The following is a 14,959-nucleotide window of genomic DNA, read 5'->3' on the forward strand; positions in this document are numbered from 1 at the left end:
GGGCCTCAGGCCGTGCCCAGTTCTTGGTCGAGGAGGCTGAACAGCTCCTCCGCGTCGGCCTCGGCGAGGTCGCTGCCCTCGCTCGGGCCGGACTGCCGCTCGCGTTCGGTCCAGGTGGCCATGAGCCGCCGCAGCCGGGTGGTGATCTCCTCGTCGCCGGGATCGGCGGTGGCCAGCAGCGCTTCCAGCTTCGCGATCTCCTCGGTGACCGGGGCGGTGGCCGCGCCGTCGTCGGCGAGCAGCTCGACCAGGTGCGCGGCGAGGTCGGTCACCGTCGGGTAGTCGAAGACGGCGGTCGGGGCCAGCCGCGCCGAAGTCGCGGCGACCAGCCGGTTGCGCAGCTCGACCGCGGCGAGGGAGTCGAAGCCGAGTTCGAGGAAACCCCGGTCCGGCGGGACGGCTAGCGGCGAATCGTGGCCGAGCACCTCGGCGACCTGCCGGCGCACCAGCTCGGTCAGCTGCCGGGCGAGGTCCGCCCCGGACAGCGCCGTCAGGTCGGCCACGGGTGCCGGACGCTGCGGCGCCGGCCGGACGAGCCCGCGCAGCAGCGGGTGCACGGCCGGGGCCGCCCGCAGCACGCCGAAGTCCAGCCGGACCGGCACGGTCAGCGCGCGGTCCATGCCGAGCGACGCGTCGAACAGCTCCATGCCGAGCTCCGCGTCGATCGGGGCGAACCCGGAACGGGCGATCCGGGCCCGGTCCGCGGCACCCAGCTGCGCCGTCATGCCGCCGTCGGCCGCCCACATGCCCCAGGCCAGCGCCGTCATCGGGACCCCGGCGGCCCGGCTGTGCCGGGCGTAGGCGTCGGCGAAGCTGTTGGCCGCCGCGTAGGCCGACTGGCCGGGCCCGCCGAACAGGCCCGCCGCGGCCGAGCACACCGCGAACACCCCGGCCTCGCCGGCAAGCTCGCGCAGGTTGACCACGGCGTCCACTTTGGACCGCAGGACGGCGGAGAGTCGTTCCGGTGTCAGGGTTTCGACGAGGCCGTCGTCCACCACGCCCGCCGTGTGCACGACGGAAGCGACCCGGACGCCGGCCAGTGCCCGCTCCAGCGCGGCCCGGTCGGCGGCGTCGCAGGCGACGAGCGTCGCCCGCGCGCCGAGCCCGGTCAGCTCGGCCAGTAGCTCGGCGGCGCCTTCGGCGTCGGGGCCACGCCTGCTGAGCAGCAGCAGGTCCCGCACGCCGTGCCGGGTGACCAGGTGCCGGGCGACGAGCCCGCCGACCATGCCGGTGGCGCCGGTGACGAGGGTGGTGCCCTCGGTGTCCCACGCGACGGCGGCCGGTTCGCCGGTGAGCCGGGCGAGCCGGGGCGCCAGCACGGCCCCGTCCCGCACGGCGACCTGCGGCTCGCCGGTGGCGAGCGCGGCGGCGAGGGTGGCGGATTCGTCGGTGTCGACCAGGACGAACCGGCCGGGGTGCTCGGACTGCGCCGACCGCACCAGACCCCAGGCGGTCGCCGCGGCCACGCCGGGCACGGGATCGGTGTCCCCGACGGCGATCGCGCCACGGGTCACGACGGCCAGCCGGGCATCGGCAGGGCCATCGGCCAGCCAGGACCGGACCAGCTCGAGCGCTTGGGCGGCCACCGCGTGGGCCGCGGAGACGAGGTCACCGCCGGGCACGGCCAGCTCGGCCACGGTGATATCGGGCGGAATCTCGCCCAGGTGGGCTGCGGCGACCGGGCGACCGGGCTCGGCCACCGCGACGCCAGGCGGCACCTCGCCCAGGTGAGCCGCGGGAACCGCACCGCCGGGCACGGCCGCCACGACCCCGGCCGCGACCTCGCCCAGCTGCGCCACAGGCACCGCACCGCCAGGCCCGGCCACCGCGACACCCGGCGAAACCTCGCCCAGCTGCGTCAAAGGCACCGCACGGCCAGCCTCAGCCACCGCGACACCCGCCGAAACCTCGCCCACCTGAGCCGCGAGCGCGCCCAGCGAACCCCCGCCCTCGACCGCCGTCGCGATTGGTTGCCACTCCAGCGCGAACAGGTGGCCGGTGCGGGACGGTGGGGCCGTGAGCTTGCGCAGGGTCAGCGACTCCGCCGAGAACACCGCTGCGCCCGATCCGTCGACCGCCAGGACCGCGACCCGGTCCGGGCCCAGCTTCGACAACCGGACCCGCAAGCGACCCGCGCCGGTTGCGTGGAGCTCCACGCCCGACCAGGAAAACGGCAAGCGCGCGCCCTCGGTCGCGGCCAGGCCTTCGCCCAGCCCGACCGCCTGGACCCCGGCGTCGAGCAAAGCGGGGTGCAGGCCGAACTCCGCCGCTCCGGGCGTTGCGCCCTCCGGGAGCACCGCCTCGGCGAACACGTCGTCGCCGGTGCGCCAAGCCGCCGTCAAACCGCGGAACACCGGGCCGAAGCCGAAGCCGAGCGCGGCCAGCTGGTCGTGGAACTCCGCGACCGGCAGCGCCGAGGCACCCGGCGGCGGCCACGCCGCGAGCGCGGAGACGTCGGGTGCACCGGGCGCACCCGGGGCAACCACGCCGTCCGCGTGCCGGGTCCACGGGTCGTCGCCGATCCGGCCGTGCACCGTCAGGGTCCGGCGGCCCGCTTGGCCCGCCTCGCCGGCGGTGAGCTGGACCTGCACCGAGCCGTCCTCGGGCAGCACGAGCGGGGCGGCCAGCGTGAGCTCTTCGAGCCGGCCGCAGCCGACCTGGCCGGCCGCGTGCAGCGCCAGTTCGACGAACGCGGTGGCCGGCAGCAGCACCGTGCCGCCGACCGCGTGGTCGGCGAGCCACGGGTGCGTCGCCACCGAAAGCCGCGCGGTCAGCACGCACTGCCCCGACTCCGCGAGCGGGACCGCGGCACCGAGCAGCGGGTGGCCGGTCGAACCGAGGCCGGCCGCGGTGACGTCGCCCGCGGGACGGCGGACCGGGCGCACCCAGAAGCTGCGGTGCTGGAAGGCGTAGGTCGGCAGGTCGACGCGGCGGGCGCCGTCGAACACCGGTGCCCAGTCGATCGCGGCGCCGTCGACGTGCAGCCGGGCGAGCGCGGCCAGCAGCGTGTGCTCCGGGTCCCGGCCGGCCCGCTGGGTGGACACCACCAGCGCGTCCTCGTCGGCCAGCACTTCGCCGGCGGCGGCGGCGAGCACGGCGTCCGGGCCGAGCTCGACGAACGTGTCGACACCGTACGCGGCCGCGCCCCGGACGGCTTCGGCGAACCGGACCGTGTTCCGGACCTGGTCGGCCCAGTACCGCGGGGTGCACAGCTCGGCCGCGTCCGCGACCTTCCCGGTCAGCGTGGAGACGATCGGGATGGCGGGCGGCCGGAACTCCAGGGTGCCGAGCTTCGCGGTGAACTCCGCGAGCATCGGCTCCATCCGGTGGGAGTGGAACGCGTGGGACACCCGCAGCCGCTTCGCCTTCCGGCCCTGTCCGGCCGCCCAGGTCTCGACGGCGGCGACCGCGTCGGTGTCGCCGGACACCACCACGGACGCCGGTCCGTTGACCGCCGCGAGCGAAACGCGGTCACCCAGCAGGGCGGCCACTTCCTCTTCCGTGGCGCGGACCGCGAGCATCGCGCCGCCGTCCGGCAGGTCCTGCATCAGCCTTCCCCGCGCGGCGACGAGCACGCAGGCGTCGTCCAGGGACAGCACGCCGGCGACGTGCGCCGCGGCGACCTCGCCGATGGAGTGCCCGATCAGCACCTCCGGCACCACGCCGAAGGACTCGGTCAGCCGGTACAGCGCCACTTCGAAGGCGAACAAGCCCGCCTGCGCGTACACCGTCCGGTCGACGGTGTCGTCTTCGGCTTCCCACAGCACTTCGCCAAGCGGCCGGTCCAGCAGGAGGTCCAGGCGCGCGCACACCGCGTCGAAAGCGTCGGCGAAGACGGGGAACCGCTCACGCAAAGCACGGCCCATGCCTGAATACTGCGAACCCTGGCCGGAGAACAGAACCCCTAGCCGTCCCCTATCGGCTCGTGCGGTGCCCGCGAGCACCGCCGCCGGACGACGCCCGGCCACGCCGTCGGCCAGTGCCGTCCGGTCCGCGCCGAGCACCACGGCGCGGTGCTCGAACGCCGCTCGCGTCGAAGCGAGCGAGAAGCCGATGTCCACAAAAGACAGTTCGGGCCGGTCCCCGACGAACTCGGCCAGCCGGGCCGACTGGGCGGCGAGCGCGTCCTCGGTCCGCCCGGAGAGCAGCCAGGGCACCAGCCGGTCCACAGTGGATTCCGCCGGCCCGGCCGGCGGCGCCTGCTCGACGATCAGGTGGGCGTTCGTGCCGCTGACGCCGAACGCGGAGACGGCGGCCCGGCGCAGCCCACCGGTGCGCGGCCACGGGCGCGCTTCGGTGAGCAGCTCGACCGCGCCCGCCGACCAGTCGACCTCCGGGGTCGGCCGGTCCACGTGCAGCGTGGCGGGCAGCACGCCGTGCTGCAGCGCCAGCACGGTCTTCAGCAGGCCCGCGATGCCCGCCGCGGCCTGGGTGTGCCCGAGGTTCGACTTGACCGACCCGATCAGCAGCGGCCGGTCGCGGTCCTGGCCGTAGGTGGCGATCAGCCCCTGCGCCTCGATCGGGTCGCCGAGGCTGGTGCCGGTGCCGTGCGCTTCGACGGCGTCGACGTCCCGCGGGGCGAGCCCGGCCAGGGCGAGGGTCTGCCGGATGAGCCGTTGCTGCGACGGGCCGTTCGGCGCGGTGATGCCGTTCGAAGCACCGTCCTGGTTCACCGCCGACCCGCGCAGCACGGCGAGCACCGGGTGCCCGTTGCGCCGGGCGTCGGACAACCGCTCCAGCACGACCACGCCGGCGCCCTCGCCCCAGGACGTGCCGTCGGCCGACGCCGCGAACGCCTTGCACCGGCCGTCCACGGCGAGCCCCCGCTGCCGGGAGAACTGCACGAACAGGCTCGGCGTGGCCATCACGGTGACACCGCCGGCCAGCGCCAGCGAACACTCGCCCGCGCGCAGCGCCTGGGCCGCGAGGTGCACGGCGACCAGCGACGCCGAGCACGCGGTGTCGACGCTGACCGCGGGGCCTTCCAGGCCGAGGGTGTAGGCGACCCGGCCGGACACCACGCTCGCCGCGTTGCCGGTGAGCGTGTAGCCCTCGAGCCCGGCGGGCCCGGCCGCGAGCAGCGCGCTGTAGTCCTGGCCGTTGGTGCCCGCGAACACGCCGGTGGCGCTGCCGCGCAGCGTCACCGGGTCGATGCCCGCGCGTTCGACCGCCTCCCAGCAGATCTCCAGCAGCACCCGCTGCTGCGGGTCCATCGCGAGCGCCTCGCGCGGGGAGATGCCGAAGAACGCCGGGTCGAACTCCCCGGGGTCGTCGAGGAACCCGCCGTGCCGGGCGTAGCTCTTGCCGGGGCTGTCCGGGTCCGGGTCGTAGAGCCCGGCGAGGTCCCAGCCGCGGTCGCCAGGGAATTCGGTGATGACGTCCCGGCCGTCGGCCAGCAGCCGCCACAGCTGCTCGGGGGTGCGGACCCCGGCCGGGAAGCGGCAGCCCATCGAAACGACGGCGATCGGGTCGTCGGCGACCGCCGCGGCGACCGGGACCGGCGCGGTCTCGGGTGGCCCGCCCAGTGCCGCGCCGAGCAGGTGCCCGGCCATGACCTCGGCGTTCGGGTAGTCGAACACGAGGGTGGCCGGCAGGGTCAGCCCGGTCGCGGCGGCGAGCCGGTTCCGCAGTTCGACGGCGGTGAGCGAGTCGAAGCCGAGTTCCCGGAACGACGTGCGAGCGTCGACCGCGCCCGCGGAGGCGTGGCCGAGCACCGCCGCCGCGTGGGCGCGGACGAGGTCGAGCACGAGCCGGTGCCGCTCCCCCTCGGCGGTTTCGGCGAGCGTCCTGGCGAGCTCGGCGCTCCCGGTGGCGGGCCGGTCGACGACGGCTTCCGGGATGCCTTCGAACAGCGGGCCACGGCGGCCGGCGGCGAACCGCGGCCAGTCGATGTCGGCGACGACCACGGTGGTGTCGTCGTGCTCGACCGCGCCGCGCAACGCGGCGATGCCCTGCTCGGCGGCCAGGAAGCCGACGCCACCGCGGCGCATCCGGTCTTCGCGGACCGCGCTGCCGGTGGCGAGCGAATCGGCCCAGGCGCCCCAGGCGATCGACGTCGCCGGCAGGCCCGCGGCGCGGCGCTGCTCGGCCAGCGCGTCGAGGAACGCGTTGGCGGCGGCGTAGTTGGCCTGGCCGGCGTTCCCGGCCGTGCCGGTCAGCGAGGAGAAGAGCACGAACGCGTCGAGGTCGTGGCCGTCGGTCAGCTCGTGCAGGTGCCGGGCGGCGACCGCCTTGACCGGCAGGACCGCATCGAACAGCTCGGGGGTGAGGCCGTCGACGACCCGGTCCTCGAGCACGGCCGCGGCGTGCAGCACGGCGCTCAGCGGACGCTCGGCGGGAATGGTCCCGAGCACCCGCTCCAGCGCGGCCCGGTCGGTGACGTCGCAGGCGACGACCTCCAGCCGGTCGCCGAGCTCGGCCAGCAGGTCGCGCGCGGCCGGTGCCTCGGGTCCCCGGCGGCTGAGCAGCAGCACGCGGTCGGCGGTCTCGGCCGCCCAGCGCGCGATGTGGGCGCCGAGCGCGCCGGTGCCGCCGGTGACGAGCACGGTGCCGCGCGGTGCCCAGCGCCGGACCGGGGCCTGGCCCGGTGCGCGCACCAGCCTCCGTCCGAACACGCCGGACGCCCGGACGGCGACCTCGTCCTCCCCGGACCGGCCGGCGAGGGCGAAGGCGAGCCGGCCTGCCGCGCGGGCGTCCGGCCGGGCCGGCAGGTCGATCAGGCCGCCCCAGCGGCCGGGGTGTTCGAGCGCGGCGACCCGGCCGAAGCCCCAGACGGCGGCCTGGCCGGCGTGCGGCTCCTCCGCGCCGCCCACGGCCACGGCGCCGCGGGTGACCGTCCACAGCGGACATCGGAGGCCGGCGTCCCCCAGCGCCTGCACCAGCGCGGCGGTGTCGAGCAAGCCGCCTTCGCCGAGGGCGAGTGTCGAGACGATGCCGCGAAGGTCGTCGTAGGTCCGAAGCTGCTCCGCCAGCGCCTCCCGGGCCGGGTCGGTGACCGCGAGGGTGCGCACTTCGGCGCCCGCGGCGGTCAGCAGGTCCGCGACACCGGCGTCGTCGCCGCCGGTGACGAGCAGCCAGCGGCCGTCGAGCCGGGTCGCGGGGGTGGTGAGCGGCTGCCAGGTGACGCGGTAGCGCAGTCCGTCCAAGGCGGACAGTGAGCGGCGCCGCTTCCGCCAGGCGGACAGGGCGGGGACGACGGTGCCGAGTTCGCCGCCGGTCAGTTCGAGGGTGCCGGCCACCGCGGCCAGGTCTTCGGCTTCGACCGCCCGCCAGAACTCGGCTTCGGCGGCGTCGGCGGCCCGGACGGGCGCGCCGGCGTCGAGCCAGAACCGCTCGCGCTGGAAGGCGTAGGTGGGCAGACCGACCCGGTGGCCCGGGGTCAGCCGGTCCCAGGCGACGGCCACGCCGTGGACGAACGCCTGGCCGAAGGCGGTGTAGAGCTGCCGCAGGTCGCCATGGTCGCGGCGGAGCGTCGGCACCACCGCACCGGCGACTTCCAGTGCGTCCAGGGTCTGCTGCACCCCGACGGTGAGCACCGGGTGTGCCGAGCTTTCGACGAACACCGTGTGCCCAGCCGCGATCGCCGCGCGAACCGCGTCCTCGAACTTCACCGTCGCCCGCAGGTTCCGGTACCAGTAATCCGCGGTCAGCTCGGCCGTGTCGATCGCTTCGCCGGTCAGCGTCGAAACGAAGACAGTGTCCACACTGGACGGAGTGACCGGAGCCAGATCGACGAGTATCCGTTCCCGGACCGCCTCGACCTGCGGCGAGTGCGACGCGTAGTCGACGGGAACCCGGCGAACGCGAACCCCGGCGGCCTCCCAAGCCGCCTGGACGGCATCCAGGGCATCGGCTTCGCCCGAAACCACCGTCGCCGACGGCCCGTTCACCGCGGCAATGCCCAGCCGCGGGTCCAGGCCGGTTTCCACCTCGGCGACCGGCAGCGGCACCGACAACATCCCGCCGGTCCCCGCCAGCTCCGTGATCGCTTTCGCCCGCAGCGCAACCACCCGTGCACCGTCCTCAAGCGACAACGCACCGGCTACGACGGCAGCTGCGATCTCGCCCTGGGAGTGCCCGATCACCGCCGCAGGGACGACACCGGCGGCACGCCACAGCTCCGCCAGCGAAACCATGACCGCCCACAGCAGCGGCTGGACCACGTCGACCCGCTCCAGCACCGAGGGATCGTCCGCACGCGCCACCCCGGTCAGCGACCAGTCCACAAAGGACGACAGCGCCGCCTCGCACTCGGCCCACCGAGCCGCGAAAACCTCCGAAGCATCCAGCAGCGAGACCGCCATCCCGGCCCACTGCGAACCCTGCCCCGGGAACACCAGGACCGGACCCGCGTCGACGTCGGCCACCCGGCCGGTCACCACGTTCGGGGCGGCCGCGCCGTCGGCCAAGGCGGTGACGCCGGCCAGCAGTTCCCCGGCGTCCCCGCCGACGACGACCGCGCGCTCCTCCAGCCGCGCCCGCCCGGTGGCGAGCGAGAACCCGACGTCGGCCGCGGGCAGCCCGGCGGCGTGGCCGGCCAGGCGCCGGGCCTGCGCCCGCAGCGCCGTCGCGGTCTTCGCCGACAGCACCCACGGCACGACCGCGGCCGGCGGGGCGGCCGGCGGCGGGGCGGCCGGGCGCGGTGCCTCCTCGATGACGACGTGGGCGTTCGTCCCGCTGATGCCGAACGACGAGACACCCGCGCGGCGGGGACGGCCGCGCCGCGGCCAGTCCCGGGCCTCGGTGAGCAGCTCGACCGCCCCGGACGGCCAGTCCACGTGGGACGACGGCGCGTCCACGTGCAACGTCTTCGGCAGCACGCCGTGCCGCATGGCCTGCACCATCTTGATCACGCCTGCCACGCCCGCCGCGGCCTGCGTGTGCCCGAGGTTCGACTTGACCGAACCGAGCCAGAGCGGTTCCTCGCGATCCTGCCCGTAGGTCGCCAGCAGCGCCTGCGCCTCGATCGGGTCACCCAGCGTCGTGCCGGTGCCGTGCGCCTCGACCGCGTCGACGTCCTGGGGCGACAGGCCGGCGCTCGCGAGCGCCTGGCGGATCACCCGCTGCTGCGAGGGGCCGTTCGGCGCGGTGAGCCCGTTCGACGCGCCGTCGGAGTTCACCGCCGAGCCGCGCACCACCGCGAGCACCTCGTGCCCGTTGCGGCGGGCGTCGGAGAGGCGTTCGACGACGAGCACGCCGACCCCTTCGCTGAAGCCGGCGCCGTTCGCCGCGTCGGCGAAGGCCTTGCAGCGGCCGTCGTCGGCGAGGCCGCCCTGCGCCGCCATTTCCGCGAACAACGCGGGGGTGGCCAGCACGGTGACGCCGCCGGCGAGCGCCAAGCTGCATTCGCCCGCGCGCAGCGACTGCGCGGCCAGGTGCAGGGCGACCAGCGAGGACGAACAAGCGGTGTCCACAGTGGCCGATGGGCCTTCGAGCCCGAGGGTGTAGGAGATCCGGCCGGACGCGACGCTGCCGGAGTTGCCGGTGCCGAGGTAGCCCGCGGCTTCCTCGGGGACGCTGGTCAGCCGGGCCGCGTAGTCGTGGTACATCAGGCCCGCGAAGACGCCGGTGCGGCTGCCGCGCAACGCCGTCGCGTCGATGCCCGCGTGCTCGACCGCCTCCCACGCCGTTTCCAGCAGGAGCCGTTGCTGCGGGTCCATGGCGAGGGCCTCGCGGGGCGAGATGCCGAAGAAGGCCGCGTCGAAGTCGGCCGCGTCGGGCAGGAAGCCGCCGGCACCGCCGCCGGGGAGGTCCCACCCGCGGTCGCCGGGCAGCGCCGAAATCCCGTCGCCGCCGCCGGAGACGAACTGCCACAGCTCGTCGGGCGAGCCGACGCCGCCGGGGAACCGGCAGGCCATGCCGATGATCGCGACCGGCTCGTCGGCGGCCACCGGCCGCGCGATGGCCGTCTCGGCGCGGTCGCCGTCGAGGACCGCCGTGCGGAGGTGGTCGGCGAGCGCGGCCGGGGTCGGGAAGTCGAAGACCAGCGTGGCGGGCAGTTTCAGGCCGGTGACGGCGGTGAGCCGGTTGCGGAGCTCGACCGCGGTCAGCGAGTCGAAGCCGATCTCGCCGAACGGGCGGCGCGGGTCGATCGCGTCGCCGGAGCCGTGGCCGAGCACCTCGGCCACCTGCGCCCGCACGGTGCCGAGCACGAACCGCCGTCGTTCCTCGGTGCCCAGGCCGGACAGCCGCTTGGCGAAGGCGCCGCCGGCCGCCGCGGTGCGGACGGCTCGCCGTCCGCCGCCACGCACGAGGCCGCGCAGCAGGGGCGGCACGCCTCGCGCCCGGAGGGTGGCGAAGTCCAGCGCCACCGGCACGACGAGCGTGGACGCGGCGGCGTCGAACAGGGCGAGGCCGTCCTCGGTGGGGAGTTCGACCAGGCCGGACCGGCCGAGCCTGCGGTGGTCGTCGCCGTCGAGGGCCTCGGTCATCCCGCTGGCCTGTTCCCACAGCCCCCAGGCCATGGACGTCGCCGGCAGGCCGCGGGCGCGGCGGTGCTGGGCCAAGGCGTCCAGCCAGGTGTTGGCCGCCGCGTAGCTGCCCTGCCCGGCCGCGCCGAACACCCCGGCCGCGGACGAGAACAGCACGAACTTCTCGACGTCACCGGCCAGCTCGTGCAGGTTCCACGCCACATCGACCTTCGGCCGCCACACCGTTTCCAACCGCTCCGGGCTCAGCGACTCGACGACGCCGTCATCGAGCACCCCGGTCGCGTGCACCACCGCGCTCAGGTGCTCAATGGTGCCCAGCACCTCGGCCAGTGCCACACGGTCGGCCGCATCGCAGGCGACAATCCGCACCGAGGCATCGAGATCCGCCAGTTCCGCCGCTCCCGGGGCAGCCATGCCACGACGGCTCAGCAGCACCAGATCCCGGACACCGTGCTCGACCACCAGATGCCGCGCCACCAAGCCACCCAGCAGCCCCGTGCCGCCGGTGATGAGGACCGTGCCCTCGGTCGGCCACTCGGCTTCCGCCGTGGTCGCCGCGCGCCGCAACCGCGGGACGTACAGGGCGCCGTCGCGCACCGCCAGCTGCGGCTCGTCCGGCAACCCGGCAGGCACCTCGCCATCGGTGTCCACCAAGACGAACCGGCCCGGGTGCTCGGACTGCGCCGACCGCACCAGGCCCCAGACACCCGCCTGCGCCAAGCCGGTGACCGGGTCGTCCGCGGTGACGCCGACGGCATCGCGGGTCACGACGGCGAGCCGTCCCTCGGGCCGCGCCAGCCAGCGCTGGATCGCCGCCAAGGCGTCGGCCGTGTCCGCGGGCTCGACGACCTCGGCCCAGGCGGCCGACGGCTCGGCGGCGACCGGCTCCCAGGCGACTTCGAAGAGCGAACCCACGCCGGCCCGCAGGGCACCGTCGGCGACCGCGCGCAGGGCCAGCGAATCCACCGTGGCCACCGGCGCGCCGGTCTCGTCGGCCACGACGACGCCGAAGGAATCGGGGCCCTGCGCCGCGAGCGCGACCCGGACCCGGCGGGCGCCCTCGGCGTGCACCCGCACGCCCGACCAGGCGAACGGCAGCCGGGGGCCGGCCGCGGCACCCAGCAGGCCGCCGAGGCCCGCCGCGTGCAGGCAGGCGTCGAGGAGCGCGGGGTGCACCCCGAACCCGTCCGGCGCGCCCGCTTCCGGCGGCAGCTCGACATCGGCGTAGACGGCGCCCTCGGCCCGCCAGGCCGCCCCCAGTCCCCGGAACGCGGGCCCGTAGCCGTAGCCCGCCTGCGCGTAGGCCTCGTAGAAGCCGTCGAGCGGCAACGGCTCCGCCCCGGGCGGCGGCCACTCGGCCAGGCTCCCGGGTTCGGCGGGCCCGTCGACGTCGAGCACGCCGGCGGCGTGGCGGACCCAGGCGGCGTCGGCGTCGTCGGGCCGGGCGTGCACGGTGACCGCGCGGCGCCCGCCGTCCCCGGCCTCGACCGCGACCTGGACCTGCACGGCCCCGGCGGCCGGGAGCACCAAGGGCGCTTCGAGGGTCAGCTCCTCGACGACCCGGCAGCCGACCTGGTCACCGGCCCGCACGGCCAGCTCGACGAACGCGGTGCCCGGCACCAGCACGGACCCGAGCACGGCGTGGTCGGCGAGCCACGGCTGCGCCCGGGTCGACAGCTTGCCGGTGAGGACGACCTGGCCGGACTCCGCCACCGAGACGACCGCGCCGAGCAGGGCGTGCCCGGCGGAGCCGAGGCCCATCGAGGCCGGGTCGCCGGCGGCGCCGGGGGCCGGGTCGGCCCAGTACCGGTCCCGCTGGAAGGCGTAGGTGGGCAGCTCGACCCGCCGTCCGGGGGTGAGCCGGTCCCACGCCACCGCGACCCCGCGCGTGAAGGCCTCGCCGAACGCGCGGTACACCTGCCGGAGGCCGCCGTGGTCGCGGCGGAGGGTCGGCACGGCGGCCCCGGCGACGTCGAGGGCGTCGAGGGTCTGCTCGACCCCGACGGTGAGCACCGGGTGCGCCGAGCTTTCGACGAACACGGTGTGCCCGGCGGCGACCGCGGCGCGGACCGCGTCTTCGAACTTCACCGTGGCCCGGAGGTTCCGGTACCAGTAGCCGGCGGTCAGCTCGGCCGTGTCGATCGCCGCACCGGTCAGCGTCGAGAAGAACACCGTGTCCACACTGGACGGACGCACCGGGGCCAGGTCCGCCAGGATCCGGGCCCGGATGGCCTCCACCTGCGGTGAGTGCGAGGCGTAGTCCACCGGCACCCGGCGCACCCGGACACCTTCGGCCTCCCACCGCGCCTGGGCTTCGTCGAGCGCGGTGACCTCACCCGAGACGACCGTCGCGGACGGCCCGTTCACCGCCGCGACACCCAGCCTCGGGTCAAGCCCGGCTTCGACGCCGGCCACCGGCAACGGCACCGACAGCATCCCGCCCGTACCGGCCAGCTCGGTGATCGCCTTGGCCCGCAGCGAAACCACCCGAGCGCCGTCCTCGACGGACAGTGCACCGGCGACGACGGCGGCGGCGATCTCACCCTGCGAGTGCCCGATCACCGCGGCGGGTTCGACGCCGGCCGACCGCCACACCTCGGCCAGGGCGACCATGACCGCCCACAGCAGCGGCTGCACCACGTCGACCCGCTCGAGCACCGCCGGATCGGCCGAGCGAGCCACCTCGGTCAGCGACCAGTCCACAAAGGACGAAAGCGCGACTTCGCACTCGGCCCACCGAGCCGCGAAAACCTCCGAAGCATCCAGCAGCGAGACCGCCATCCCGACCCACTGCGAACCCTGCCCCGGGAACACCAGCACCGGACCGGTGCCGCCGGCCACGCGACCGGTCACCACCCCGGGCGCGGGCTCGCCGCCGGCCAGCGCGGCGAGGCCGTCGAGGAGTTCGGCGCGATCCGCACCGACGACGACCGCGCGCTCGTCCAGCGCGGACCTCGAGGTCGCCAGGGAGAACCCGACGTCCGGCGGCGAGAGGTCCGGCTGCCCGGCGAGGTGCCCGGCCAGCCGGTCCGCTTGGGCCCGGACCGCCTCCGGCGTCTTCCCCGACAGCACCCACGGCACCACCGGCGCGGCGGCCGCCACGGGCGCGCCCGCTTCGGACGGCGGCGCCTCTTCGATGATCACGTGCGCGTTGGTCCCGCTGATGCCGAACGACGAGACGCCGGCGCGGCGCGGCCGGTCCCCGGCGGGCCAAGGCTGGGCCTCGGTCAGCAGCTCGACCGAACCCGCCGACCAGTCCACGTGCGAGGTCGGCGTGTCCACGTGCAGCGTCTTGGGCAGCACCCCGTGCTGCAGCGCGAGCACCACCTTGAGCACCCCGGCGACGCCGGCGGCGGCCTGGGTGTGCCCGATGTTCGACTTGACCGAGCCCAGCCACAGCGGCCGGTCCCGATCGCGGCCGTAGGTGGCCAGCAGCGCCTGGGCCTCGATCGGGTCGCCGAGGGTGGTGCCGGTGCCGTGCGCCTCCACGGCGTCGACGTCGTGGACGGCGAGGCCCGCGTCGGTCAGCGCCTGCAGGATGACCCGCTGCTGGGACGGCCCGTTCGGCGCGGTCAGCCCGTTCGAAGCGCCGTCCTGGTTGATCGCCGACCCCTTGAGCACGGCCAGCACCGGGTGCCCGTGGCGCTGGGCGTCCGAGAGCCGTTCGACGAGCAGCACGCCCGCGCCCTCGCCCCAGCCGGTGCCGTCGGCGGCGTCGGCGAACGGCTTGCACCGGCCGTCGGCGGCCAGGCCGCGCTGCCGGGAAAACTCGACGAACGCGTGCGGGGTCGACATCACCGTCACCCCGCCGGCCAGCGCCAGCGAGCACTCCCCGGACCGCAGCGCCTGCGCGGCCCAGTGCAGCGCCACCAGCGAAGACGAGCACGCGGTGTCCACCGTGACCGCCGGGCCCTCCAGCCCGAGCGTGTACGACACCCGCCCGGAGAGCACGCTGGCCGACGTCCCGGTCGCGATGTAGCCCTCGGCGCCGTCGAGCGCGGGGAGCGCGCGCATCAGCACCGAGGCGTAGTCCTGGCCGTTGGTGCCCGCGAACACTCCGGTCCGGCTGCCGCGCAGGGAAAGCGGGTCGATGCCGGCCCGCTCGAACGCCTCCCAGGAGACCTCCAGGAGCAGCCGCTGCTGCGGGTCCATCGCGAGCGCTTCCCGCGGCGACACCCCGAAGAACCCGGCGTCGAACCGGCTGGCGCCGTCGAGGAAACCCCCTTCGCCGACGTAGGAGGTGCCGCGCTGGTCCGGGTCCGTCTGCGCCAGCGCGCCGAGGTCCCAGCCGCGGTCGTCCGGGAACCCGCCGATCGCGTCCTGCCCGGTGGCGAGCAGCCGCCACAGGTCCTCCGGCGTCTCGGCACCCGCCGGGAACCGGCAGGCCAGCCCGATGATCGCGATGGGCTCGGAGTTCCGGCTCTCGGCTTCGCGCAGCCTGCGCCGCGTCTGGTGCAGATCGGCCGAGATCCGCTTCAGGTAGTCGAGCAGCTTCTCGTTGTCGTCCATGGAAAAGATGGCCCCCTTCG

At 75.6% G+C, this 14,959-nt stretch carries 1 protein-coding gene; it reads right to left on the reverse strand.

Annotated elements, in window-relative coordinates; all coding sequences use genetic code 11:
- Positions 1-5: 5 nt before the first annotated feature.
- Positions 6-14,948 carry a type I polyketide synthase gene (locus ACWEGE_RS15780; RefSeq protein WP_449661183.1) on the reverse strand — a complete coding sequence of 4,981 codons (14,943 nt, stop codon included), beginning with the start codon at positions 14,946-14,948 and terminating at the stop codon, positions 6-8.
- Positions 14,949-14,959: the final 11 nt, after the last annotated feature.

This window comes from Amycolatopsis sp. NPDC004747, assembly GCF_053601335.1.